Below are 23,143 nucleotides of genomic sequence, written 5' to 3' on the forward strand. Positions count from 1 at the left end.
TGTAGGATTTAATCTCCTGAAATGCTTGTAAACTCGTTAAGGATTGTTAACCAAAGTTCCTTAACCGAGAGGTATTGGAGTAAGGTGGACTCACGACCTGAGAAACCGGGTTTCTTTCAATATTGATCGTTTCTGTTACGAAAACTCGTAGAAACCCGGTTTCTTACTCACGCGCGCCAACCTAAGAAACCGGGTTTCTTTTAATATTTATCGTCACTCAACCCAAAACTCGTAGGAACCCGGTTTCTTACTCACGCGCACCTGAGAAACCGGGTTTCTTTCAATATTTATCGTCACTCAACCCAAAACTCGTAGAAACCCGGTTTCTTAGCGTGATAGGCGCGTCCGTTACTAATGACTAATGACTAATGACTAATGACTAATGACTAATGACTAATTCAGCCGCATAAATATGGTGGCTTTGCGAATTCCTGTGATTTCTCCCGTACTGGTGACGGTGAGCGATCGCAAGTGGTCGAAAAATGGTCTCGCGGAAAGTTCAATTAACCTCAACAGCGGGATTTGTTTTTCCCAAATTGCTCTGCTGGAGGGCCAGTCTAAATAAAAATAGCCGTCGTTAGATGGCGGTAGCGGTTCGATGCTGGTTTGAAAATCAAGATTGGCAACTAAAGAGCCTGTTTCGGCTGCTTTGAGCGCTGCATCCATTGCTTCTACTGAAGTAGTGAAAATTTCGTATTTACCGACTGTGGCTCGAACTCCTTTTGCCTCGGTTTCGATCGCACTTTTTATTTTATTTTTTTTATCGTAACTCTGGCTCGTTGTCAACTGCGTCCAAGCGGTAATTTTCTGGTTTCTGAGAGTAAAGTTGCCGATGCTGTATTCTTTGCTGCGGGCAATTTCATCAAGTTTGTCGATCGCCTTTTGAGCATCCGCAGATTTTTCCGCAGCAAAAATCCAGTCGGGAGTGTTTGACGAACTTGGAACCACTGCTAAAGCGTATTCTCCTTGTACCCAGTTAAATATATCTTGCGGCAAATTGACGCCCCAATTTTGCTGAATATCTGCGATCGTGCGATCGACTAATTTTGAGACTTCTGCGTTGGCGGACACCGCCGATGACAAATCAGTCCAAAAATTCCTTAAATCGGTGCTAGCGACGGCGAAAGGACTGGCTGAGGGTATGTACTGCAAGGCTTGGACTGGTGCGGAGAGTGTGGGAACGGCTGTGTTGTCTCGCGATGTCACCAAAGCAGTTTGGGCCAGCAATCCGCGTCGGTTGACTCCGACAGCAACTGCGAGGGAATTGGGGGAAACTTGGGAATTTTGTTCGGTGGCTAACTGCGGAAAATTGACAAAAGCTAAAGCTATTCTGCCTTGAGTTAGCTGCTGCACAGCTTTTTGATATTCGGGGGTATTTTCAAGATTTAGGTTGGCTGTTTCAACGTTATTAATTGCATCTCGCAGCACGTTCGGACTGTTGGCAAATAAAACAAAACTACTGTTATTTCCAGAATCAGAAGTGCCGCCGATTGCCGCAGTTGCAAAGCTGGGTGGCAAAGTTGAATTCGGCAGAGAAAGCGGGTTGAAAGGCGAAATTGGATCAGTTTTTTTCTTTGCTATTGGTGATTCTTTATAATATATTTGTACGCCTTTATATAGTTCCGACTGCACTGTTTTCTCCTTACGAGATTCTTTTTGCCAGTAGGAAGTGAGAAATTGTTGGCTGCGATCGGCATTTTGGGAGGAAACTGCCAGCAGAAACCCGGTTTGTTGGCCGTTGTTGCGATCGCGATCGTCAAAATCGGGATTGGTTACGGCGAGGGTAATTTCGTCACCGATCCAAGGTTGGATATCGCGACTGTAATCCAGGCCTGTATTGGCGAGGAGGCTTTTTTTGATTTGCTCGAATTCAGCGTGCGATCGGCTTCTTTCTTCGGGAGAGGCAAAGATTTGCCGCAATGCTTCGAGGCGATCGGGATTTACCAGCATAGAAGCTAACAAAGGCGCTTGTTTCGAGACAAACACAGCCGCAGCCGGAGTAGTTGTCGGCCCACCGGCGAGCAAATTTAGGGGAGTTTTGGTTGTCAGCCAGTAAAAACCGCCGGCACTCAAGGCTAAGAGTGCCAAAACGCCAGCAATGAGGAAAGAAAAGAACGATCGCAGCTTCATACAACAAGGACTAATGATCACAGTCTATTATTAACTACAATAACGCATCACCGTAGCTATTGACATATACAAAATTTAGGGGCGGTGTCTGTTAAAAACCGCCCCAATATTGACAGGCGATCGCCCGTCAGTTTATTTTGTTTCTAAGTCGATGGTTGTATCAATCTTTCTGTCAGTTCTTCAATCGACAATTGAGGTAATTCTACCAACAAAGATGATAGAATTTCGGGAGATAAAGCCAGCAGATTAGAGATGAGATTCACCGGGAGTTGTTCTAATTGTCCCGATTGACTGAAGGATTTTTCCAGAACTGTTTGTGCCAGCAAGCTTTGCACTTGTTGGCGTTCATTTTGTCCCGCAGGCAAATTAGATAACTGCACTAGCAACACAGTAAATTCGGCAACAGGTAAAGCCGATATCAACGGGATGAATGCGAGAGTTAGCGGGTCTGATTCTCCAAATCTGACCTGCAATAAGCTCTCCAAAATCATCCGCTGTCCTTCTTCCTGACCTTGTTGTTTGGCTGCTTCTAAATGTTGTTGAAAAAGAGGTGCGATCGCCATAACTAACTCCTGATCTTCATCATCCCCTGCGGGAATAGGTGGTGTATTCGCTTGCAAATTTGCCTGCAAGATGTACAATAATTGTAGCGCGTTAATTCGGAGTGGATTATCCACAGGCAATGCACTCTATTCGGCGATGCCTGTTACTATTATTGACAGGCATCGTCTGCCAGTTTATTTTGTTTTTAAGTCAATAATTGTGCCAATCTAGCTGTCAGTTCTTCAATCGACAATTGAGGTAATTCTGCCAACAACGATGATAAAACTTCAGGAGATAAAGCCAGCAAATCATGGATGATACTCGCCGAAGTTTCTGATAACTGTTCAGCTTGAGGGAAAGATTTTTTCAGAACAGTTTCAGCCAACAAATTTTGGACTTGTTGGTGTTCATTTTCTCCCGCAGGCAGAGTAGATAATTGCACTAGCAGCAAGGTGAACTCGGCAACAGACAAACCCGAAATCGGTAGAATTAATGGGACAGTTCGTGGATCTAATTCCCCAAATCTAACTTGCAAAAAACTCTCCAAAATCATCCGCTGTCCTTCTTCCCGGCCTTCTTCCCGGCCTTCTTCCCGGCCTTCTACTCTGCCTTGTTGTTGTGCTGCTTCTAAATGTTGTTGAAAAAGAGGTGCGATCGCCATAACTAACTCCTGATCTTCATCATCCCCTGCGGGAATAGGTGGTGTATTCGCTTGCAAATTTGCTTGCAAGATGTACAATAATTCTAGCGCGTTAGTTCGGAGTGGATTATCGACAGGCAATGCACTTAGTTCGGCGATCGCCTGTTCCTGTACCCGCCCCCGGCCCAACATCCGCAACCACATAGTTTCTGGGACTCTCGGTAACTGGTGAATCGCGACTAGCCCAACTCTCCAAACCTCAGTTAAAAAATAAACTCCTTTCTCCCAGCCCTCTGACTCTTCGGGAACCCGAAAACCAAAACTGTCGAGTAAAAGTTCCGAAGCAGTCGGAGTTAAAATCCACAACCTCGGCAATAGTCTTTCTTCTAAACGCTGGTCTTCTCGATTAGTCTGCCGCCCCAGTTTCGCCCTACTATTTAATAATTTTACTACACAACTGAAGATTCCTTCATTATTAACCGGATTGCGAAACGGCTCAATCACAGCTACAGTAGCAGCCATTTTACCTAATAAACCTAAACTTTGGAGATATTCGCCCTCAAAAGAAGTTGGTTGAAACCAGACATCAATTTCTCTGACTTCAGCGGTGACATCTTTGCTAGTTTCTACTTCTCCGAGAGGCGACAATAACTCTTGAAGGTATTCTTTAGCAAACTGATCGTGGGGAAACTTAGTCATAAAGTAAATTTTTTGCACTCTCATGCTATTTTATCAGAAAAGATGCAGACGGCGGTTTCAATCGCCCAGTTTTCTTAAAATCTATCTGCGTTAATCTGCGTTAATCTGCCTGAAATCTGCGGTTTCTGTATCAATCAAAAAATTATGCAAAAAGTCGATTTTGCAGTCTACCAAAGCAAACCTCGCGCATCGGAAAAATCTGCATCGAGAACCGCCCCCGGATCGAATACAGCATCAGTCAAATCAGCCTTTCTAAACGACGTTACCGACAATTTTTCGATTTCTTCAACAGCGATAAAAAAGCCGATCGCAGTTAACCCCAAAATAACCCCAGAAACCAAAAATAAACCAATTCCCCTGAGAGTATCCCCGCCCAAAAATGTCACAATACCGTTAGCGCCGATCGCAGCAGCAGCCCCAGCCACAGCCCCAGCCACAATTCCCGCCTCGCCCCGAGTCGCAGCAATCGCCGTCGCAGCAGTCCCAGCAACCGCCACAGCCCCCGCATCCGCCCCGCCAATCAGTCCAATCAAGGCCCCAGCCGTCGTCACAGTCACCGCAGTCACCCCAGCCCTAGCAATCAATTTTTTGATCCGGCGGCGGCTTTGTCCGGTTCTGACACCCTGAAAATTTGCCCCCCTCAAAATCGCCCCGGTGAAATTGCAGCCTCGAATGTCGCAACCGCTGAAGTTCGCCCCAGACAAGTCAAGCCCTTTAAATGAACGGTTCCGCAAGTTTTGGTTGGCAAAATTGAGATTTTGAGTCATAAGGAAGAAGGAAGAGGGAAGAAGGAAGAAGGAAGAGGGAAGAAGGAAGAAGGAAGAGGGAAGAAGGAAGAGGGAAGAGGGAAGAGGGAATCTTCGACAAGGGTTTGAGGAATTAAGAACATTTTAACTGTCGGGGGCGGTTGCTTTAGCAGAAAACAAGATATATGTCAATTATTATCGGATATTTGGTAAGTTCTCAATTTCCCTGTATAATCGATCGCGTGCTAGGAGCTAATCGGAACCACAAACAAAACTGGTACTACCTTCAATCCATGCTGGAACTTAAAATCTGAACAATCTTACAAGCAAACTCCCCCTCCTAGAAATTAGCATTAACAGTCCTGGCCACACGGGCGCTCAGAAACCGGGTTTTTTGCGAGAATACTTCGTTATAACCCGCAGATAAAATAAAAACCCCGGTTTCTTTGGCCTTAATACCTAAGTCCTGATTTAAAGAATCCCTAATTGGGATGTAAAATCTACAAAACGATCGCAATTATTATGTCAAACCTCCCATTTTCTCCCGAACAAATTGCCGCCGAAAGACTCAAACCCGAAGAATACGAAGAAATCGTTCAGCGTCTCGGCCGCCATCCCAACAAAGCTGAATTGGGAATGTTCGGCGTGATGTGGAGCGAACACTGCTGCTACAAAAATTCGCGGCCGCTATTAAAACAGTTTCCCACAGAGGGCGATCGCATTCTGGTCGGGCCCGGAGAAAATGCCGGAGTCATAGACTTGGGAGACGGCTTACAACTCGCCTTCAAAATTGAATCCCACAATCACCCCTCAGCAGTCGAACCCTTCCAAGGCGCAGCAACAGGAGTCGGCGGCATTCTCCGCGATATCTTCACAATGGGTGCTCGCCCGATCGCACTTTTAAACTCTCTACGTTTCGGCAACTTAGATGATAGCAAAACCCAGAGATTATTCAAAGGCGTAGTATCGGGAATCAGTCACTACGGAAACTGCATCGGCGTACCCACGGTTGGCGGCGAAGTTTACTTCGATGCTGCTTATTCCGAAAACCCCTTAGTTAACGTCATGGCTTTGGGTTTAATGGAAACCCAAGAAATCGTTAAATCCGGGGCATCGGGCATCGGAAATCCCGTGCTTTATGTGGGTTCAACTACGGGCAGAGATGGCATGGGAGGAGCAAGTTTTGCTAGTGCAGAATTGACCGACAAATCAATGGATGACCGCCCAGCAGTCCAAGTAGGAGATCCGTTTTTAGAGAAATCCTTAATTGAAGCTTGTTTAGAAGCATTCAAAACTGGTGCAGTCGTCGCCGCCCAAGATATGGGCGCGGCCGGAATTACCTGCTCGACATCAGAAATGGCAGCTAAAGGTGGTGTCGGTATTGAATTCGATTTAGATAAAGTTCCGGTTCGAGAAAGCGGTATGGTTCCCTACGAATACTTGCTTTCGGAATCTCAAGAACGGATGCTGTTTGTGGCAGAGAAAGGACGGGAACAGGAATTAATCGATATTTTCCATCGTTGGGGATTGCACGCCGTAGTCGCGGGCACAGTCATCGCAGAGCCGATCGTCCGAATTCTCTTTAAAGGCGAAATCGCGGCCGAAATTACCGCGACTGCTTTGGCAGATAACACGCCAATTTATCACCGAGAATTGTTGACAGAACCGCCAGAATATGCTATAAAAGCATGGGAATGGACGGCGGATAAGTTGCCGGAATGCACCGCAGCCGGCATCGAAGTTCAGGGTAATTTCCAAACTTGGAATCAGGTTTTGCTGACACTTTTGGATACTCCCACCATCGCTTCTAAACGCTGGGTTTATCGCCAATATGACCATCAAGTGCAAAACAATACTGTTGTTTTACCGGGAGGCGCGGATGCTGCGGTGATCAGATTGCGTCCGCTAGAACCTTGCCAATCTTCCCTTGCTAACGGGCTAGAAGTACACCCCCTTGCTAAGGGGGATCTACAGAGAGAAAATGCTGTTTCTCTAGCTTCCGAAAGCAAACAGGAAGAAGAGGTAATTCCTCTATTTACAAAGGCACAAGGTAGGGAAACTCCAAAAGTTTATCCCCCCCTTAGCAAGAAGGAAGAGCCCCTGGGGATGATTCCTGGAGTGGCTGCAACTGTTGATTGCAATTCTCGTTATGTTTATCTCGATCCTTATGAAGGTGCAAAAGCAGTCGTAGCGGAAGCAGCGAGAAATTTAAGTTGTGTGGGTGCTGAACCTTTAGCTGTTACTGATAATCTCAATTTTGGTAGTCCCGAAAAACCTGTAGGATATTGGCAGTTAGCCTCAGCTTGTCGCGGGATTGCTGATGCTTGTCGGGAGTTGGGAACGCCTGTGACTGGCGGCAATGTTTCTCTTTACAATGAAACGGTTGATGCTGAGGGAAATCCTCAACCAATTTATCCGACTCCGGTAATCGGAATGGTGGGGTTAATTCCAGATTTGAAGAAGATTTGCGGCCAAGCTTGGCTAAAGAAAGGTGATTTAATTTATGTGCTGGGAATGGGGGAATCATCCCAAAACTCAGAACTTTCATCTGAAAGCCCAAAAATCGAAACTTCTCCTACTTTGGGAGGTTCGGAATATTTAGCGGCAATTCACGGGATTGTCGCTGGGAAACCGCCAAGGATAGATTTTGAGTTAGAAAGAAAAGTGCAATCGGTTTGTCGCGATGGAATTCGCAGCGGTTGGGTAGGTTCTGCCCATGATTGTGCGGAAGGTGGAATTGCGATCGCCCTCGCGGAATGCTGTATTTCTGCTAAAATGGGTGCAGAAATCAATCTCAGTTTCAATTCGGCAAATGTCGGCCGCTGGGATGAAATTTTATTTGGTGAAATGGGCAACTGCATTATAGTTTCAGTGGCGCCGAAAAATCAAGGAATTTGGGAGTCTTACCTGGAAGAACATTTGACCAAAATGTGGCAGAAAATTGGTTTAGTTTGCTGTGCTGAATCACCTTTGCGGGTTGTGAGTGCTGACAATCAAGTGTTAATTGAGGTTAGCATGAATGATATGCGCGATCGGTTCTATAATGCGATCGAGCGTCGGATTGCATCTGTCTAATCGCAGTCCATACACACGGCGTTTGAAATCGCCTCTACACAGAAAAACCCGGCGGTTAAAACCGCTTCTACACAGACGAAACCCACTCCAAGCGGGTTGAATTTCTTGAGTCCGCGAAGGCGGACTTTGTTTGTGTAGAAGCAATTTCAAGAGACTGTTGGCGAATTTAAAAAGGGTTTTACCCCTTACCCCTAAAAATAGTGGTTCGGGACTAAATATTTAATTAACCATATAGCTATTAAGTAGCCAGAGCGAACCCCACTGCTCCATTCCAGATGTGAGCGGTAACACCCTTGGCGACTTCGCCAACAGTATTTTTCAATCGCCGAATCCCTCGCCCGCCGTTAATCAAGGTTAATATATGATTTGAGGGCGATCGATACTACAATGCCATTAAACGCCGCATCACTTCTGTCAGAAATGCTACACGAGTTGGAAATAATGACAGATCCGTGGCAAGATTAAGGGAATGTTAAGTTATGCGACGCTTTCGCAAACAAGATTTCCCGCTGAAACTGTCCCCCTAACCCACCTTCCCCATTAGGAACCCACCCATCTATGATTCCCAACCATTCCTTCGAGGCTGACGAGCATTCTAGCAAACCCGACAAGCCCGAGGAAGCTTGCGGCGTTTTCGGTATCTACGCACCGGGTGAAGATGTCGCCAAGTTGACCTACTTCGGCTTGTATGCTTTGCAGCACCGAGGTCAGGAATCCGCCGGAATTGCTACTTTTGATGGTGAAACAGTCCACCTGCACAAGGATATGGGACTGGTTTCGCAGGTCTTCAACGAATCGAGTTTAGGTCACTTACCCGGTAACTTAGCCGTAGGACACACTCGCTACTCTACTACCGGCTCGTCGCGGGTGATCAACGCTCAACCTGTGGTCGTCGAAACTCGTCTGGGAAGTCTCGCATTAGCACATAACGGGAATCTTGTCAATACTAAAGAATTGCGGGAAGAGTTGCTGTCTCGCAACTGCGAGTTTGTCAGCACGACGGATTCAGAGGCGATCGCAGTGGCGATCGGTTCGGAGGTAGACAAGGGCAAAGATTGGCTGGAAGCTGCGATCAGTGCCTTTGGTATGTGCCAAGGAGCCTTTAGTTTGACGATCGCCACCCCGAAAGGCGTGATGGGAGTCCGCGATCCGTATGGCGTCCGCCCGCTGGTAATTGGCAGGCTCCCCACAACTCCGGTACGCTACGTTTTAGCCTCGGAAACTTGCGGCTTGGATATTATCGGTGCTGAATTTTTGCGGGATGTAGAACCGGGGGAATTGGTTTGGATTACAGAGGAAGGTATGGCTTCTTTCCACTGGAGCCAGCAGCAAAAACGCAAACTTTGCGTCTTTGAAATGATCTATTTTGCTCGACCCGATAGCATTATGCGAGGTGAAAATTTGTACACCTATCGGTTGCGACTAGGGCGTTTGTTGGCAACAGAATCTCCGACTGAGGCTGATATAGTCATTGGTGTTCCCGATTCTGGCATCCCAGCGGCGATCGGCTTTTCTCAAGCTTCCGGCATTCCATACGCCGAAGGATTGATTAAAAATCGCTACGTCGGACGCACTTTTATTCAACCGACTCAGACGATGCGCGAGTCAGGAATTCGCATGAAACTCAACCCTCTCAGAGATGTGTTGGAAGGAAAGCGGGTAATTATTATCGACGATTCGATCGTGCGCGGCACTACCAGCCGTAAAATTGTCAAAGCCTTGCGGGATGCCGGCGCAACCGAAGTTCACATGAGGATTTCCTCACCGCCGGTGACTCATCCTTGTTTCTACGGGATCGATACCGACAATCAAGATCAGTTGATTGCTGCTACCAAGTCTGTCGCCGAAATCGGCGATCAAATTGGGGTGGATTCCTTGGCTTTCTTGAGCAGGGAAGGAATGCTGAGTGCTACTAATGAAGACACGAAAAGTTTTTGTTCGGCGTGTTTTACCGGCGATTATCCGATCGAGATTCCGGCTATGGTAAAACGGGCGAAGCTCATATTAGAAAAGGCTACCACCTAGAAAATCCCAAAGTGAAAAGCGATCGCAGTTACTTTCTGCGATTTATGAATTTTCTAATTTTTCTGGTAACTCGTTGCCAGAATGTGTGTAGAAATGTTACATTAAACTTAGCTTTAGCAATTATTGTAGAATTAGTGAATTGTAGCGAGCTGTGGGTTGGGTAGAACTTGTGTGAAACCAAACACTCCGATGCTGTGAGGTTTCGTTCCACAGACCAAGCCTACACTCTCGTTCACAAATCCTACTCTAAGCGTTATATGCCACCTGCGAACTGGAGGTAATTCCTCCAGAAGTGTGATCTCAAGTATTGAAGTCGCATTTCGCACTAACAACGGACACATGAGATTTTTTTAGATAACAGGGTCGATCGCGCTAATTTTCCCACACAAGTATTCCCCAAGCCAACTTGCTTGAGAATCGAGGACGGGCTATTCATGCGAACTAAAGAACTTTAGAAACCCTTGCAGAGTAAAAAATATGGCTCCTTGCGGGCTGAAAGTGACTGTTAAAAGGCGGAATGTGGTTTCTCAAGTCAGCTTAAATCGGAAACTTCGTGCAATCAAATACTGTTCTCAATCAGCCGAGCAATCTAGGCTCATCATCTCGTACAAAAGAGTTACCTTTTACTCTTCAAGATGTCAAAGCAGCCATTCCAGCCCATTGTTTTGAACCCTCGGTTTCGAGATCTCTAGCTTATTTCTTTTTGGATCTGGGGATTATCGCAGGTTTATATGCGATCGCCTACACCTTAGATTCCTGGTTCTTTTACCCAATCTTTTGGTTCATGCAGGGAACCATGTTTTGGGCATTGTTTGTAGTCGGCCACGACTGCGGGCACGGTTCCTTCTCCAAGAGCAAATGGCTCAACAACCTGATCGGACACCTCTCCCACGCTCCAATTCTCGTACCCTTCCACGGTTGGCGGATCAGCCACAGAACCCACCACGCGAATACAGGCAGCTTGGATAACGATGAAAGCTGGTATCCAGTGTCGGAGAGCAAATACAATCAAATGCCTTGGTACGAAAAGCTGGGACGCTTTTATTTGATGTTATTTGCCTATCCAATTTATCTGTTTCGGCGATCGCCCGATAAGGAAGGTTCTCACTTCATGCCCGGTAGCTCGATTTTCCGTCCTTCCGAAAAGTGGGACGTGTTGACAAGTTCCGCATCCTTAGTTTTGATGGTAGCCTTTTTAGGCGCGCTAACCTATCAATTTGGTTGGCTGTTTTTACTCAAGTTCTACTTAGTTCCCTATGTAGTATTCGTGATTTGGCTGGATTTGGTAACATTCCTGCACCACACAGAAGCGGATATTCCTTGGTATCGCGGTAAAGATTGGTATTTCTTGAAAGGTGCGCTATCTACGATCGATCGCGATTATGGAATCATCAATTCCATCCATCACGACATCGGGACTCACGTAGCCCACCACATTTTCTCGACGATGCCGCACTATCACTTGAAGGAAGCAACGGAAGCAATTAAACCACTGTTGGGCGATTATTATCGCAAGTCAACCGATCCAATTTGGAAGAGCTTTATTCGCTCTTACTGGGATTGTCACTTTGTCTCCGATACAGGTTCTGGAGTTTGCTACGAATCGCCTAACAGTCGGCGATCTGCTGAAGTTAAGTAACTTCTAATCAACAATAGAATACCTAAAAACCCGGCTTCTTAAAGAAACCGGGTTTTTCATTATTTTTCATTTTCGTGCGCGCTAAAATTCAATTTTACAAATTACCTTTAAGCCCGATCGCAGTTGCGATCGTCCACGCATCCACCAACAGCAGCAGCAGCGTACATCCCAGCAAAATCAGATACATCCAAGGCTGCGACAAAGGGCGAACATCCCTAGTATCAATACCCGTTTTCGCTTCCACCAAACGCACTAATTTAGCAAATCCAGCCACCCGCATCGGCAACAAATAACCTTCACCCGCATGACTCAGAAAATAGTAAACTAAACCTCCTTGACCGGTCGATCGAGGTTTGAGAGCTTTTACCTCAGTCCAAGGAAGCGACCAACCCTTGCGAAACACGCGCGGAAACCACTTCGGATAGGTAACTTCAATCCCCTCCTCGCTGAGAATTACCCTTTCGCTGAGCACCCCATACAAGCCCGCTGCGCCGACAACAATCGCCACCCAGAGTGCAGCGGGCGGAACCGGTGCTTTCGTGACTTCCGACAAAAACGGTAACGGAATACTCAGGGCGACGTACAGGCTCAACAGCGTGATTCTAATCAGGGGAGAAAGCCGGAATACTGCCGGCTCAAATACTGGGGCGGAAGATGGGGAAAGTGCGGGTTCTGCTGACATGGCTGAAATTCGAGAAGCTGTTTAATGATATTTTTGCACAGTTGTCCGGCCTGCGAACAAAACTCAGGCAAATATCAAAAACAGGACAATATTTGCGATTTTGAGTTTCGATTTAAAATTCAATTCAGAAACTTTGATTCTTAAGTATTGACTTTTTACCAGAAAGAATTGGTTTAAAGCCGGAACCCTTGTCGGGAAAAATTAAAATCAGACTATTCATTACTCCAATCCTCTTCCTTCCAGGTAGAGGTCGCCCTCATCCCTTCGACTTCGCTGACTGACAAGCTGTCAACAGTCAACTGTCAACCGTCAACTGAATGAACGCTTTGCAGAAGTTGGAATTTTGAGCGCAGAGTTATCAATTCACTGACAATTTATAACTCAAAACTCACAACTCCAATTAATCGACGGCTGTTAGCGCGGGTACTGTCAAAGGTTCTGAGATTTCTCGCGATTTGGGGCGGGCAGCAATTACTGTGCGATCGCCCGCCGCTTCATCTCGGGAGCTGCTAGAATTGATGGCAGAATAGGGGTTTTCGTTAATCTGCAAGCGATCGCAAGGAATTTTATCCGACAAAATTGCACTGGCCATCATCCCGGTGTGAATTTCCAATGCTGCGGCCCGCATCGCTTCAAACACTAAACGCTGTCCGGGAAATACCACTCGTTCAAAATACCAGTTAGGAATGTTGCAGATGCGAGCAATCTGAATCTGACTGGTGGCGTTGACGTAGCAGCAAAGAATCTTGCTGTCGGCGTTTGAGGGTACTGGGTCAAGAATTTGAGCCATAATTGCTAAGGGAGCCTTGCCTAAAAGTTTTAGTTATCTTCTCAGGCTAACATCTTGCGATCCCGGCCTACTGTAAAGCCGACTACCAACCCATACTATTTGAGATTTGAGTTTTGAGCTTTTGGATATTAGATCCCACATTTCGCACTTCAAAATGTAATATGTAATTATTACACCTGTTTGGTAGTTTTGCAAACACAAAAACATATAAAACTAAGTATTTATACGCAAATATAACAAATAAAACGTCAAATAACTCAGAATTTCCGTATTACTTGGTATACTACAAATTGACGTGCGGAATGTGGGTTAGATCACTTGCTGGATCAGGATTTGGAGCTTGCCTCTAGTTGTATTATTTGTTTAAAATAGGATCAAAAATATACCGCCTGACCGATCGCACCTCAAATTCAATCTAGCCAGATAAATATCCGATTTTAGACTCCCATCTGCGATTTTCGGTCAAAATATGCTGTATTTGCTCAAAGATTACCTTGGTTCTGCTAATTTAGCCGATCGCCACCAACAAACTCAACCTTAAGCTGCTGAGCAAAATTCCAGAATATTTAATCTGAAATTGCGAAAATTAGAGAGATTGTAAAGTTATATTAAAAGAATATAAACATAGTTGAAAAAGTTCCAGTTTAGGATATAGCAATCATGGAAAACCGAGAAAACCGAGTCCTGTACGTTCGCCTCCCTTGCAATCCCATTTTCCCGATCGGAGTTGTCTACCTTTCCGATCACGTGCACAAGCTATTTCCCGATGTCCAACAGCGGATTTTCGACTTAGGCGCGGTGCCGCCGCTGGATTACGCTAAAGGTTTGGATGCGATCGTCGATGAATTTCAGCCAACGCTGCTAGTTTTCTCTTGGCGGGACATTCAAATTTACGCCCCCGTCGGAGGTAGAGGCGGGAATCCGCTGCAAAATGCCTTCGAGTTTTACTACGCCAAAAATCTGCTGACTAAGTTGCGGGGAGCACTCGGAGGATTGCGTTTGGCCACGTCCTACTACACCGAACTCTCGCGCAATCTGGGACTGGTTAAGCGCGGATTGAAGCAGGCCCGGAAATACCGCCCCGAAGCCCGCGCAGTGGTCGGTGGCGGTGCTGTGAGCGTGTTTTACGAGCAGTTGGGACGCAGTTTGCCGACGGGCACTGTGGTTTCGGTGGGCGAGGGCGAGGCTTTGCTGGAGAAGTTGATTAAGGGCGAAGATTTGGCGCAGGAAAGGTGTTATGTAGTTGGCGAAACTGTACCGCGCGATCGACTAATTCACGAAAAGCCAGCCAACATCGAGAAAACCGCCTGCGATTACAACTACATCGAAACCATTTGGCCGGAATTTTCCTATTATCTACAGGATATGGACTTCTACGTCGGAGTCCAAACCAAGCGCGGCTGTCCCCACAATTGCTGTTACTGCATTTATACGGTGATTGAAGGAAAACAAGTGCGGATCAATCCGGCGGATGAGGTGGTGGCGGAGATGCGGCAATTGTACGATCGAGGTATCCGCAATTTCTGGTTTACCGACGCTCAATTTATCCCGGCGCGCAAATTCATCGACGACGCGATCGAATTATTGCAAAAAATCATCGCCTCCGGGATGACAGACATCCATTGGGCTGCTTACATCCGTGCGGACAATCTCACACCCGAATTGTGCGATTTGATGGTAAAAACGGGCATGAACTACTTTGAAATCGGCATCACCAGCGGTTCCCAGGAACTGGTTAGGAAAATGCGAATGGGCTACAATTTGCGAGTAGTTTTGGAAAATTGCCGCGATTTAAAAGCAGCCGGTTACAACGATTTAGTTTCTGTAAATTACTCATTTAACGTAATTGACGAAACCTTTGAAACCATCCGGCAAACTATTGCCTATCACCGAGAATTAGAGCGGATTTTCGGAGTCGATAAAGTAGAACCAGCGATTTTCTTTATCGGATTGCAGCCGCACACAATTTTAGAAGAATACGCCTTTAAAAAGGATATTCTGAAACCTGGTTACGATCCCATGAGTTTGATGCCTTGGACAGCGCGCAAATTGCTGTGGAATCCTGAGCCTTTGGGTTCATTTTTCGGGCAAATTTGTTTAGAAGCTTGGCAGCGAAATTCCAATGATTTCGGCCGCGAAGTGATGGCAATTTTGGAGGAAAAACTAGGCTGTGCCGATTTGGAAGCAGCTTTGACTGCACCCGTAGAAATCAAAGATAAACAGTTAGCAACAGTCAATTAACCACCAGGTTCGTAGTAAGGACTTTAGTCCTTCTTAATTAAAAGGGAAATGAGACAAAAACTGTACGATCTCTTTCCCTTTCGATGGTTCAAAAATTTAAATTTCAAAAAGTCTTGCACACAACCATCAATCTTAGCTCGAATAGATAAAGTCAAAAAAACTCTGCAAATTATCTGCCTCCATCTGTGTTAATCTGCCTAAAATCTGCGGTTGAGTCATCGATCAAAAAATGACGCAATAACTATTAAAAATCGCAGATGGAGCAAGTATCGCTTAAGATGTAATTATATAGTTAAAATTAGGAGTTACGAGATGTTTGCTAAAGACCGAGTTCAAGTAATTAAAAGATTATGTCTAGTTATGGCTGGCATTAGCGCGATTCCCTTCGGGATAGCTTCGCTTCACGGCATTTTGACTCCTCCAGCAGAAGCAACAGCACTAAATCAACCCGCATCTTCGAGTTTTCCGCCTTCAGCGCCGCTACAAATTGCTCAAGTTGACGGATGTCCCAAAGCCGAAATGGTGGAATTCTTCGCAACTGCAAACTTTTCCGTATACATTTGCAAAACCCAGGAAGGCGCTATTTTTTACCGGGGCTTCAGCAAAAGAAATGGCAGCCAAATTAATGTGATGCAAGTAACTACAGGTGACGACGGAACTTATGAAGCGACTAACGGCAATATTATCTACTCGATTAACCCCGATCGCCTGCAAGTCCGCCAGAATGGTAAGGTAATCTTGACCGAAGCTGTCATTAAGTAGGAATAACTGTTATGCGATCGGAAATCCAGATGAAATTAGGGTGCATTTTATTTTAATTAAAAATATAAAATCAGCAGAATCATATCTAGTCTCTATCTATGACTCAATACGGTTCACTTAAGACAGATCCCCCTAACCCCCCTTAAAAAGGGGGGGACAAGAACGCCCTCAAAGTCCCCCTTTTTAAGGGGGATTTAGGGGGATCTCCGGGGCCTAAATATATTAAGTGAACCGTATTGATTTATGACTGAGAATAATTGCCGCCTGTCCAAGCTTGTGATATATTAATTTTAGGGAATTTTTATTAAGGAGTTTCCCAAATTATATTATTTGCATCAATTACCCGCAATCTCTAACGGTTTGTAGTCGGGAATGCGAGTCCTCGGATGGATGCTACGAACCAATCTGATTATGGTCGTTTTCTGGGGATAGGGCTGTAAAAAAACATCTTTTTTGCGAAAATGAGATGCTCCCTAATATCTTACTAACTTTTGTTTAAATATCTTTCAATTAGGACGATCGCCACTATATCATCTACAGGTCGCGGCGGAGTCCGCATTCCCTGCGGAATCAAGCGAGAAAGTCCCGTCGGAGGGTACATTTCCCAGTAACGATCCTTCGCTTCTAAGCTGCTGAATCTCTCGTCAACCCGAATAATTTGAATCTCCGGCGACAAACTCTGCGTCAGTTTTTGTTTCCAACTCTTAGAAGTCGTTTGATCTCCGAGTACCAATAACTCGATCGCAAACTGTTCGCACAGAGATTGAATCGTAGATATAGCTGATTCTGACTGTACAACTTGATGGTAGCAAACTTTCTTATCTCTACCCATCACGGCGATGCCGCACTTGTCTTTACCCGGATCGAAACCTAAAATCATAATCAATTCCCAATTACCAACTATTTTACTTAACTTTCAAATCTGTTTGGCCTTGATTTTGTTGTCCGGTGCGAAAAACAACGACTCCGTTTGACAGAGCAACTAAATCTATTTTCAGCGGGCCGGCGATGTAGGTGACATCTGTGGCGATCGCCCGAACCTCCAGCGATTTCTCGTACTGCTGCAATCGATCGATAAAACCAGCCAAAGTTTCAATCCGATTGTCCGCAACTTGGACTGTACCGCCGACAACACCGATCAGGCGAGCGCGAAATTGACAAGCTTCGATCAATTGCAGCAACTGCACCCGCACCTGTTCGTTTGTCAAAGTCACCGGATCGACAGCAACCCCTGCAATCACATCTCCCGCCCGGAACACAACTCGATTGATTTCTGCTTCTGCAAATACCTTAATTAGCTTTTCTTCCCGCAGGTAATTAGCGCCGGCCACAATCCGCACTACGTAATTTTGACCATCTTTAATCTGACTGATTAATTGATCGATTTCTGCCTTAGTAATTTGAATAACCTGATCTCTAACCTTAGTATTTGCCGGCCGCATCAGTCCGACGGTGGTTTTATTTGCTTCTTGCAAGAGTCGATCGATCGCGCGACTTGCCGTACCGGACTCGGTAATACGAACCACGCCAGCAGCCAAAATTTGACCGCGCCTGATCGCAACTGTACCCTCGCGGATTGCCTGAAAGTCGCGTTCCAAAACTTGCACTTGCTGCTGCAAGACAGTTTGCTGCTGTTCGAGTTGGGCTTGTTGCTGTGCGAGGGTTTCTAAGAGTGCTTCCCTCTCGGCAATTACTTTGTCCCTCTCGACAATTGTGCGATCGCGATCGGCGAGATTTTGCACCCGCTGGGCAATTTCCTTGTCCCGCTGGGCAATTAGTTCGTTGCGATTGACAATTTCTGTGTCGCGCTTGGCAATTGCTGCATTTCGCTTGGCAATTTCTCGATCGCGCTGGGCAATTTGAACTTTCACCTGCTCTCGCTGCTCGATTAACAGTTGGCGTTCCCCTTGCAGTTGGGCGATTTCCGATCCCAAATTCGTTTTTTGATCGGAAACTGTTTTCAATTGGTTCTCAGTGCGATCGAGCTGAGCTCTGGTAGTCGATCGAGCACTTTCAACAAGTTTCAGTTGTTCTTCGGTGCGAGACTTAGCAGCTTCCACGCTAGCAAGCTGTTCTTCCGTGTCCGATTTAGCAGCTTCTACCTGAATTAACTGCTCTTGGGTTTTAGACTTGGCTGCTTGCACGCTGTTGAGCTGGGCCCGCAGCGAGTTTAATTTTTTTTCTGTCCGGGCTTGCTCAGCATTAGCAGTTTGGAGCGATTGATTAATTTGCTCTAAATTGGCTTTAACTTGCGCTTGAGCGGCTCTGGCTCCATCTAATTCAGTTTCAACTCGATTTTTTTCTTGAGTGGTGTCTTTGAGTTCTCTGCGGGCTTGGTTGAGCCTTTTTTGAATCTCGTCTATTTGAAAAACCCCGGTTCGCAGAGGCTTGCTGGTAGCAAACAAAATGGCCAGAGTAATGGCCGACAGGATGCTGCCGGCCATCACTGTCACCACAACAGCAGTGTCGCGGGGGCGAAGTTTGAACAAACTCAACCTTGCTTTGCCGACTTTCGTCCCAAGGCGATCGCTGACAGTAGCGATCACACCCCCCAACACTAAAATTACAAATACCAGGATGTATCCAGCAGTCATTCCGATTTTTTCTTATAGATTTTGGATTTTGGATTGAATCTAGAATCCAAAATCCAAAATCCCATAGTTTCTCGGCATCAAGTGAATTGCTGGCTTAAGGCTACCGGATTGTGGACTGTGATCTTTTTCTTGTGGATCGAGATCATAGTTTCTTGTCTGAGATCCCCCAGTAAACGAGTCACAGTTACCCGCGTCGAGCCGATCGCCTCAGCGATCGCCTGGTGGGACAGCTTCAAATCAATCGTAATCCCTTCCGTACCAGGCACGCCAAAATCCCGGCACAGAATCAGCAAAAAGCTGACGAGTCTCGAACCCATATCTCGGTGTGCGAGGGTTTCGATCATCATCTCCGTTTGCAAAATCCGAGAAGAAAGTCCCCGCAGCAAAACCATAGGCAATTCTGCGTCTTCCTTGAGAGCCTTCTCGACTTGTTCGATCGGCAGCGAGATCAACTCCACCGGCGTAAAGGCTACCGCGTGGTAAAATCTGTCCGATCGGTGTCCCGTAATCAGAGACAGCACCCCAAATACGCTGTTTTCCCGTAAAAGGGCGACTGTAATTTCTTCGCCTGCTTCGTACACCCTGGAGAGCTTCACAGCACCTTTAATGAGAACGTAGACGCGCTCAGCCGGGTCTCCAGGGAAAAAAATTGTCTTGCCCCGTTCAAAGTTTTCCACAATGGGTGGAAACGCCCCGCCGCTGATTTGGCGGAACACGGCTGCTAGCGGTCTATCATGTGTCACGACGAGATCCTTTGTACTAACCAATAGTTTGTAACTTCTCGATTAAGCTTATTGAGTAAATATACTGCCCTACCTCCAATGTCCAGGGATTCTGTTACTTCCCTCTAATGTTAAGGTAAGCACACGCTGTATGATTAAATCTAGCCCTTCTCTTAAGTTTTTCAATTCCCCCTCCATGTAGCTCCACAGCAAAATTAATCTCAATTGTGTCTCAATTGTGTCTCAATTGTGTCTCAATTGTGTCTGAATCAGTTAAATCTGAATCAGTTGTGTCTAAACTGGCGGGGTTGTCGCATACAGCCAACGAGAACGGTGCAAATTTCTTCTAGATAAACTACAGATGATAGATTTGACCGGAAAAAATGCTCTTGTTACGGGCATTGCCAACAATCGCTCGATCGCCTGGGGCATCGCTCAGCAGCTCCACAAAGCTGGGGCTAATCTCGGCATAACTTTTTTGAAGGACGAAAAAGGCAAGCACGAGCGCAAAGTCGCTGAACTCGTGGAACCGCTCAATCCCAGTCTGTATTTGCCCTGCAATGTCCAAGACGAGAGCGAAATTGAGTCTACTTTTCAAACCATCGCCGACAAATGGGGCAAGTTAGATATCCTGGTTCACTGTCTGGCTTTTGCCGGCAAGGACGAACTTTCGGGAGATTTCACCAACACCTCGCGCCAAGGTTTCTCCAATGCTTTGGATATTAGCGCTTACTCGCTGGTGCGGCTTTGTGCTGCGGCTAAACCGCTGATGGCCGAGGGCGGCAGTATTATCACGCTGACTTATTTGGGCGGCGTGCGGGTAATTCCTAATTACAATGTGATGGGCATTGCTAAGGCCGCTTTGGAAATGAATGTTCGCTATCTGGCGGCGGAACTCGGCCCCTTAAATATTCGGGTAAATGCGATTTCTTCGGGCCCGATTCGGACTTTGGCTTCGTCAGCAGTTGGCGGCATTCTGGACATGATCCACCACGTTGAGGAAGTGGCCCCGCTGCGGCGGACTGTGACTCAGCAGGAAGTGGGAAATGCTGCGGCTTTTCTGTGCAGCAATCTCTCTAGCGGGATTACGGGTCAAGTTTTGTATGTCGATGCCGGTTACGAAATCATGGGAATGTAACAGCTTGTAAACAGTTGACAGTTGACAGTTGACAGTTGTCAGTTGTCAGTTGTCAGTTGACAGTTGTCAGCGAAGTTTTGAGATAGTTAACAGTTGACAGCAAGATTTGCCAACAGTCAACTGTCAATAACTGTCTGTTGTTTGCTACAAAAGTGTTAATCCCCAATTACTAATTATCAATAACTATGAATGACAAATTGGGAATTATGGAAATAATCGATCGCCCTTCTCTACCTCTTCCTCCTCCTGCAAGTTCAGTTCAACCAGCCAGGGCCGCCTTGGTGAAGCGCACAACACTGGAAACAGATGTGACTGTCAGCCTGAATCTCGACGGTGTGGGAACTTGCAAGGCTTCAACGGGAATTCCGTTTTTAGACCATATGTTGCAGCAGATTGCTTCTCACGGATTGATTGATTTGGACGTACAGGCGATCGGCGATTTGGCGATTGACGACCACCACACCAACGAGGATGTGGGCATTACGTTAGGCCAAGCGCTAGCAAAAGCTGTCGGAGATCGATCGGGCATTTCTCGCTTCGGACACTTCATCGCCCCACTGGATGAAGCATTAATTGAAGTAGTGCTAGATTTTTCAGGACGGCCTCACTTAAGTTACAACTTGGAAATTCCCAACCAGCGAATCGGCACTTACGATAGCGAATTAGTGAGAGAGTTCTTTTCGGCGGTAGTGAACCACACTCAGATGACACTGCACGTTAGACAGTTGCAGGGCGGAAATTCTCATCACATTGTCGAAGCGGCGTTTAAGGCTTTTGCGCGGGCTTTGCGGATGGCGGTAGAAGTCGATCCTCGGCGCGCCAGTCGGATTCCCAGTTCTAAAGGGGTATTGTAGTTTGGGGTTTGTAGTAGCGCGTGGGCGCTACTACGCATCTATTATTATCGCCCTCTAACTAAACCTATGAAAGCTAATACAACACACTCATTTGAGACCAATAACATATCAACTGAAAGTATCTACAATATCTCTCCTTTAGTAGATCGGGAAGAAGTCACAGAAACGGCACAAATATCAGATTTTTCAGACAAAATTATTGAAGGTGACTGTCGTAATATCTTACCTCTTTTACCAGCACAGTGCGCCGATCTAATTATCACATCTCCTCCCTATGCAGACAAGCGAAGTAAAACTTATGGTGGCATGAAAGCTGATGATTATGTCACTTGGTTTTTACCTGTCGCTGAAGATTTGCAGCGCGTTCTCAAACCTACAGGATCGTTTATTCTCAACATTAAAGAGCCTGTAGTCAATGGGGAACGACACACTTTTGTGATTGAGATAATATTAGCTTTACGAAAACAAGGCTGGCTTTGGGTTGAGGAGTATTGTTGGCACAAAAAGAACTGTTTTCCGGGAAAATGGCCGAATCGTTTCCGAGATTCATGGGAACGCTGCTTGCATTTCACGCTGAACAAAAAATTTGCTATGTACCAAGAATCTGTGATGGTACCTATGGGGGATTGGAAAAACAAGAGGTTGAGCAAATTGAGCGAGACAGACAAGCAGCGGGACAATTCCAAAGTTGGCAGTGGCTTTGGTAAAAATGTTTCTAATTGGGTTGATCGCGAACTGGCTTACCCCACAAATGTTTTGCATTTAGCAACAGAATGCAGCAATCGCGGACACAGTGCAGCCTTTCCAGTAGAATTACCAAAATGGTTTATTAAATTGTTCACGCAATATAATGATGTAGTTTTAGATCCATTCATAGGATCGGGGACAACGGCTGTCGCTTGTCAAGAGTTAAATCGTCGATTTATCGGAGTTGAATTGAATGCAGAATACTGCACTATTGCTCAAAATCGTTTGCGGGAATCAACTCAATTAACATTATGGGAAAAAGGCAGTGAGTATTCCACCAATCAGCCCTGACGAGCTAGAAGCTTTGATTAAGAAACAACTAGAAATGTTTTATGACCGCCGTATTCAAACGCTTTCAAACTTAGATTTGTGGAATACTTTACGGCGAAAAAATCCATATTTGTTTCGTGCTATCGGTATGCAAGATGCCTCGGAAATTGTCAAAGAATTACTTCAAGTGTATATTTCATCATCAGATGAAGGTATATTTGGTCATATATTTTTTGAGCCAATTGCCCAAGCTGTCGGTGGAGGCGTAGCAGCAACTGATGTCGGAATGGATGTAGTTATTGAAACGTCTGAAGCTTACACTGTAGTTCAAGTTAAGTCTGGCCCAAATTGGGGAAATGCAGACCAGAAACGTAAGTTAAAAGAGAACTTTGAAAATGCTCGCGCTATGTTTATTAGCAGAAAAATCAAGAAGGAGTTTAGGGCATTACTAGGACAATGTTATGGACGCGCAACCAGTGAACCGAGTGATAAACGACTTTATGCAGTCCGGTCTGGTCAGTCATTTTGGGAAGAAATTACAGGCGATCCAGAATTTTATCTTAAACTGATCCGATTAATGGAAGATTATCCTACTCGGCATCGCCCTGATTATCAAGTTGCTTGGAGTAATGCAGTCAATAGATTTACTAGGGAGTTTCTAGAAAACTTTTCTACATCAGAAGGGTCATTAGATTGGGAAAAAATTGTTCAGCTTAACAGTGGAAAGATACCACCCAAAAAGCCAAGAATCAAAAAAAGTAAGTCCTCTGGTAGTGCCCTGAAGGAAAGGATCAGAGTACGTTATGATTAGAGAAGTGTTTGCCATAGCGTGATATGACATTAGAA

Annotated in this window: 19 protein-coding genes; 10 read left to right on the forward strand and 9 right to left on the reverse strand. The window is 45.8% G+C overall.

Features of this window, described 5'->3' with window-relative positions:
- Window positions 1-393 precede the first annotated feature (393 nt).
- From QUB66_RS27960 to QUB66_RS27975, 4 genes are all read right to left on the reverse strand, one after another.
- Window positions 394-2,130, reverse strand: coding sequence for a DUF3352 domain-containing protein (locus QUB66_RS27960; RefSeq protein WP_332966337.1), 1,737 nt, complete (start codon window positions 2,128-2,130; stop codon window positions 394-396).
- 143 nt (window positions 2,131-2,273) lie between these two features.
- Window positions 2,274-2,807, reverse strand: a complete 534-nt coding sequence (locus QUB66_RS27965) for a hypothetical protein (protein WP_265233102.1) — start codon at window positions 2,805-2,807, stop codon at window positions 2,274-2,276.
- A 71-nt stretch (window positions 2,808-2,878) separates the two neighbouring features.
- Window positions 2,879-4,012, reverse strand: a complete 1,134-nt coding sequence (locus tag QUB66_RS27970) for a flagellar assembly protein H (RefSeq protein WP_332966340.1) — start codon at window positions 4,010-4,012, stop codon at window positions 2,879-2,881.
- Window positions 4,013-4,179: 167 nt separating this feature from the next.
- The gene (locus QUB66_RS27975) at window positions 4,180-4,779 is read right to left on the reverse strand and encodes a pentapeptide repeat-containing protein (protein WP_332966342.1); all 600 of its coding nucleotides are present in this window, start codon (window positions 4,777-4,779) and stop codon (window positions 4,180-4,182) included.
- Window positions 4,780-4,943: 164 nt separating this feature from the next.
- On the opposite strand from QUB66_RS27975, the gene QUB66_RS27980 reads away from it, so the two are divergent.
- From QUB66_RS27980 to QUB66_RS27995, 4 genes are all read left to right on the forward strand, one after another.
- Window positions 4,944-5,072, forward strand: a complete 129-nt coding sequence (locus QUB66_RS27980; RefSeq protein ID WP_265233099.1) for a hypothetical protein — start codon at window positions 4,944-4,946, stop codon at window positions 5,070-5,072.
- 208 nt (window positions 5,073-5,280) lie between these two features.
- Entirely contained in the window at window positions 5,281-7,833 is a 2,553-nt protein-coding gene (purL, locus tag QUB66_RS27985; RefSeq protein ID WP_332966343.1) for a phosphoribosylformylglycinamidine synthase subunit PurL, read from the forward strand.
- Between the two features lie 558 nt (window positions 7,834-8,391).
- A complete protein-coding gene (purF, locus tag QUB66_RS27990) occupies window positions 8,392-9,858 on the forward strand; it encodes an amidophosphoribosyltransferase (RefSeq protein WP_332966345.1) in 1,467 nt (488 codons plus the stop codon).
- Window positions 9,859-10,411: 553 nt separating this feature from the next.
- Entirely contained in the window at window positions 10,412-11,497 is a 1,086-nt protein-coding gene (locus QUB66_RS27995) for a fatty acid desaturase (protein ID WP_332966347.1), read from the forward strand.
- 94 nt (window positions 11,498-11,591) lie between these two features.
- On the opposite strand, the gene QUB66_RS28000 is transcribed toward QUB66_RS27995, so the two are convergent.
- Window positions 11,592-12,179: a hypothetical protein gene (locus tag QUB66_RS28000; protein ID WP_332966350.1), complete on the reverse strand. Its 588-nt coding sequence runs from the start codon at window positions 12,177-12,179 to the stop codon at window positions 11,592-11,594.
- A gap of 400 nt (window positions 12,180-12,579) precedes the next feature.
- A complete protein-coding gene (locus tag QUB66_RS28005; protein ID WP_265233094.1) occupies window positions 12,580-12,969 on the reverse strand; it encodes a DUF1830 domain-containing protein in 390 nt (129 codons plus the stop codon).
- Window positions 12,970-13,629: 660 nt separating this feature from the next.
- On the opposite strand from QUB66_RS28005, the gene QUB66_RS28010 reads away from it, so the two are divergent.
- Together QUB66_RS28010 and QUB66_RS28015 are read left to right on the forward strand one after the other, a co-directional pair.
- Window positions 13,630-15,210 (forward strand): photosystem II high light acclimation radical SAM protein, encoded by a 1,581-nt coding sequence (locus QUB66_RS28010; RefSeq protein WP_332966352.1) that lies wholly within the window; start codon window positions 13,630-13,632, stop codon window positions 15,208-15,210.
- Window positions 15,211-15,522: 312 nt separating this feature from the next.
- Entirely contained in the window at window positions 15,523-15,972 is a 450-nt protein-coding gene (locus QUB66_RS28015) for a hypothetical protein (protein ID WP_265233092.1), read from the forward strand.
- Window positions 15,973-16,456: 484 nt separating this feature from the next.
- Here QUB66_RS28015 and QUB66_RS28020 read toward each other — a convergent pair whose 3' ends face one another.
- The 3 genes from QUB66_RS28020 to ntcA form a co-directional block, all read right to left on the reverse strand.
- Window positions 16,457-16,852 (reverse strand): pre-16S rRNA-processing nuclease YqgF, encoded by a 396-nt coding sequence (locus tag QUB66_RS28020; RefSeq protein WP_106333111.1) that lies wholly within the window; start codon window positions 16,850-16,852, stop codon window positions 16,457-16,459.
- A gap of 25 nt (window positions 16,853-16,877) precedes the next feature.
- Window positions 16,878-18,566 (reverse strand): DUF3084 domain-containing protein, encoded by a 1,689-nt coding sequence (locus QUB66_RS28025; RefSeq protein ID WP_332966353.1) that lies wholly within the window; start codon window positions 18,564-18,566, stop codon window positions 16,878-16,880.
- A 77-nt stretch (window positions 18,567-18,643) separates the two neighbouring features.
- Entirely contained in the window at window positions 18,644-19,309 is a 666-nt protein-coding gene (ntcA, locus tag QUB66_RS28030) for a global nitrogen regulator NtcA (protein ID WP_265233090.1), read from the reverse strand.
- A gap of 340 nt (window positions 19,310-19,649) precedes the next feature.
- On the opposite strand from ntcA, the gene fabI reads away from it, so the two are divergent.
- From fabI to QUB66_RS28050, 4 genes are all read left to right on the forward strand, one after another.
- A complete protein-coding gene (gene fabI, locus QUB66_RS28035; RefSeq protein WP_265233089.1) occupies window positions 19,650-20,426 on the forward strand; it encodes an enoyl-ACP reductase FabI in 777 nt (258 codons plus the stop codon).
- 206 nt (window positions 20,427-20,632) lie between these two features.
- Window positions 20,633-21,280, forward strand: coding sequence for an imidazoleglycerol-phosphate dehydratase HisB (gene hisB / locus QUB66_RS28040; RefSeq protein ID WP_375339773.1), 648 nt, complete (start codon window positions 20,633-20,635; stop codon window positions 21,278-21,280).
- A 66-nt stretch (window positions 21,281-21,346) separates the two neighbouring features.
- Complete coding sequence (locus QUB66_RS28045; RefSeq protein WP_332966359.1) at window positions 21,347-22,318, forward strand: DNA-methyltransferase; 972 nt, start codon at window positions 21,347-21,349, stop codon at window positions 22,316-22,318.
- Window positions 22,293-23,108, forward strand: a complete 816-nt coding sequence (locus QUB66_RS28050) for a PmeII family type II restriction endonuclease (protein ID WP_332966360.1) — start codon at window positions 22,293-22,295, stop codon at window positions 23,106-23,108. The genes QUB66_RS28045 and QUB66_RS28050 overlap by 26 nt, the downstream gene beginning before the upstream one ends.
- The last annotated feature ends 35 nt before the right edge of the window (window positions 23,109-23,143 follow it).

Origin of the sequence: Microcoleus sp. A2-C3 (genome assembly GCF_036706065.1) — a bacterium.
Lineage (GTDB): Bacteria > Cyanobacteriota > Cyanobacteriia > Cyanobacteriales > Microcoleaceae > Microcoleus.

What these genes read in the sequence shown, in the direction of transcription:
- QUB66_RS28005 (WP_265233094.1), bottom strand. Translation starts at nt 12,969, where the DNA reads ATGGCTCAAATTCTTGACCCAGTACCCTCAAACGCCGACAGCAAGATT.
- QUB66_RS28010 (WP_332966352.1), top strand. Translation starts at nt 13,630, where the DNA reads ATGGAAAACCGAGAAAACCGAGTCCTGTACGTTCGCCTCCCTTGCAAT.
- hisB (WP_375339773.1), top strand. Translation starts at nt 20,633, where the DNA reads ATGGAAATAATCGATCGCCCTTCTCTACCTCTTCCTCCTCCTGCAAGT.
- QUB66_RS27960 (WP_332966337.1), bottom strand. Translation starts at nt 2,130, where the DNA reads ATGAAGCTGCGATCGTTCTTTTCTTTCCTCATTGCTGGCGTTTTGGCA.
- purL (WP_332966343.1), top strand. Translation starts at nt 5,281, where the DNA reads ATGTCAAACCTCCCATTTTCTCCCGAACAAATTGCCGCCGAAAGACTC.
- fabI (WP_265233089.1), top strand. Translation starts at nt 19,650, where the DNA reads ATGATAGATTTGACCGGAAAAAATGCTCTTGTTACGGGCATTGCCAAC.
- purF (WP_332966345.1), top strand. Translation starts at nt 8,392, where the DNA reads ATGATTCCCAACCATTCCTTCGAGGCTGACGAGCATTCTAGCAAACCC.
- QUB66_RS28020 (WP_106333111.1), bottom strand. Translation starts at nt 16,852, where the DNA reads ATGATTTTAGGTTTCGATCCGGGTAAAGACAAGTGCGGCATCGCCGTG.
- QUB66_RS28000 (WP_332966350.1), bottom strand. Translation starts at nt 12,179, where the DNA reads ATGTCAGCAGAACCCGCACTTTCCCCATCTTCCGCCCCAGTATTTGAG.
- QUB66_RS28045 (WP_332966359.1), top strand. Translation starts at nt 21,347, where the DNA reads ATGAAAGCTAATACAACACACTCATTTGAGACCAATAACATATCAACT.
- QUB66_RS27980 (WP_265233099.1), top strand. Translation starts at nt 4,944, where the DNA reads ATGTCAATTATTATCGGATATTTGGTAAGTTCTCAATTTCCCTGTATA.
- QUB66_RS27970 (WP_332966340.1), bottom strand. Translation starts at nt 4,012, where the DNA reads ATGACTAAGTTTCCCCACGATCAGTTTGCTAAAGAATACCTTCAAGAG.
- QUB66_RS27975 (WP_332966342.1), bottom strand. Translation starts at nt 4,779, where the DNA reads ATGACTCAAAATCTCAATTTTGCCAACCAAAACTTGCGGAACCGTTCA.
- QUB66_RS28015 (WP_265233092.1), top strand. Translation starts at nt 15,523, where the DNA reads ATGTTTGCTAAAGACCGAGTTCAAGTAATTAAAAGATTATGTCTAGTT.
- QUB66_RS28025 (WP_332966353.1), bottom strand. Translation starts at nt 18,566, where the DNA reads ATGACTGCTGGATACATCCTGGTATTTGTAATTTTAGTGTTGGGGGGT.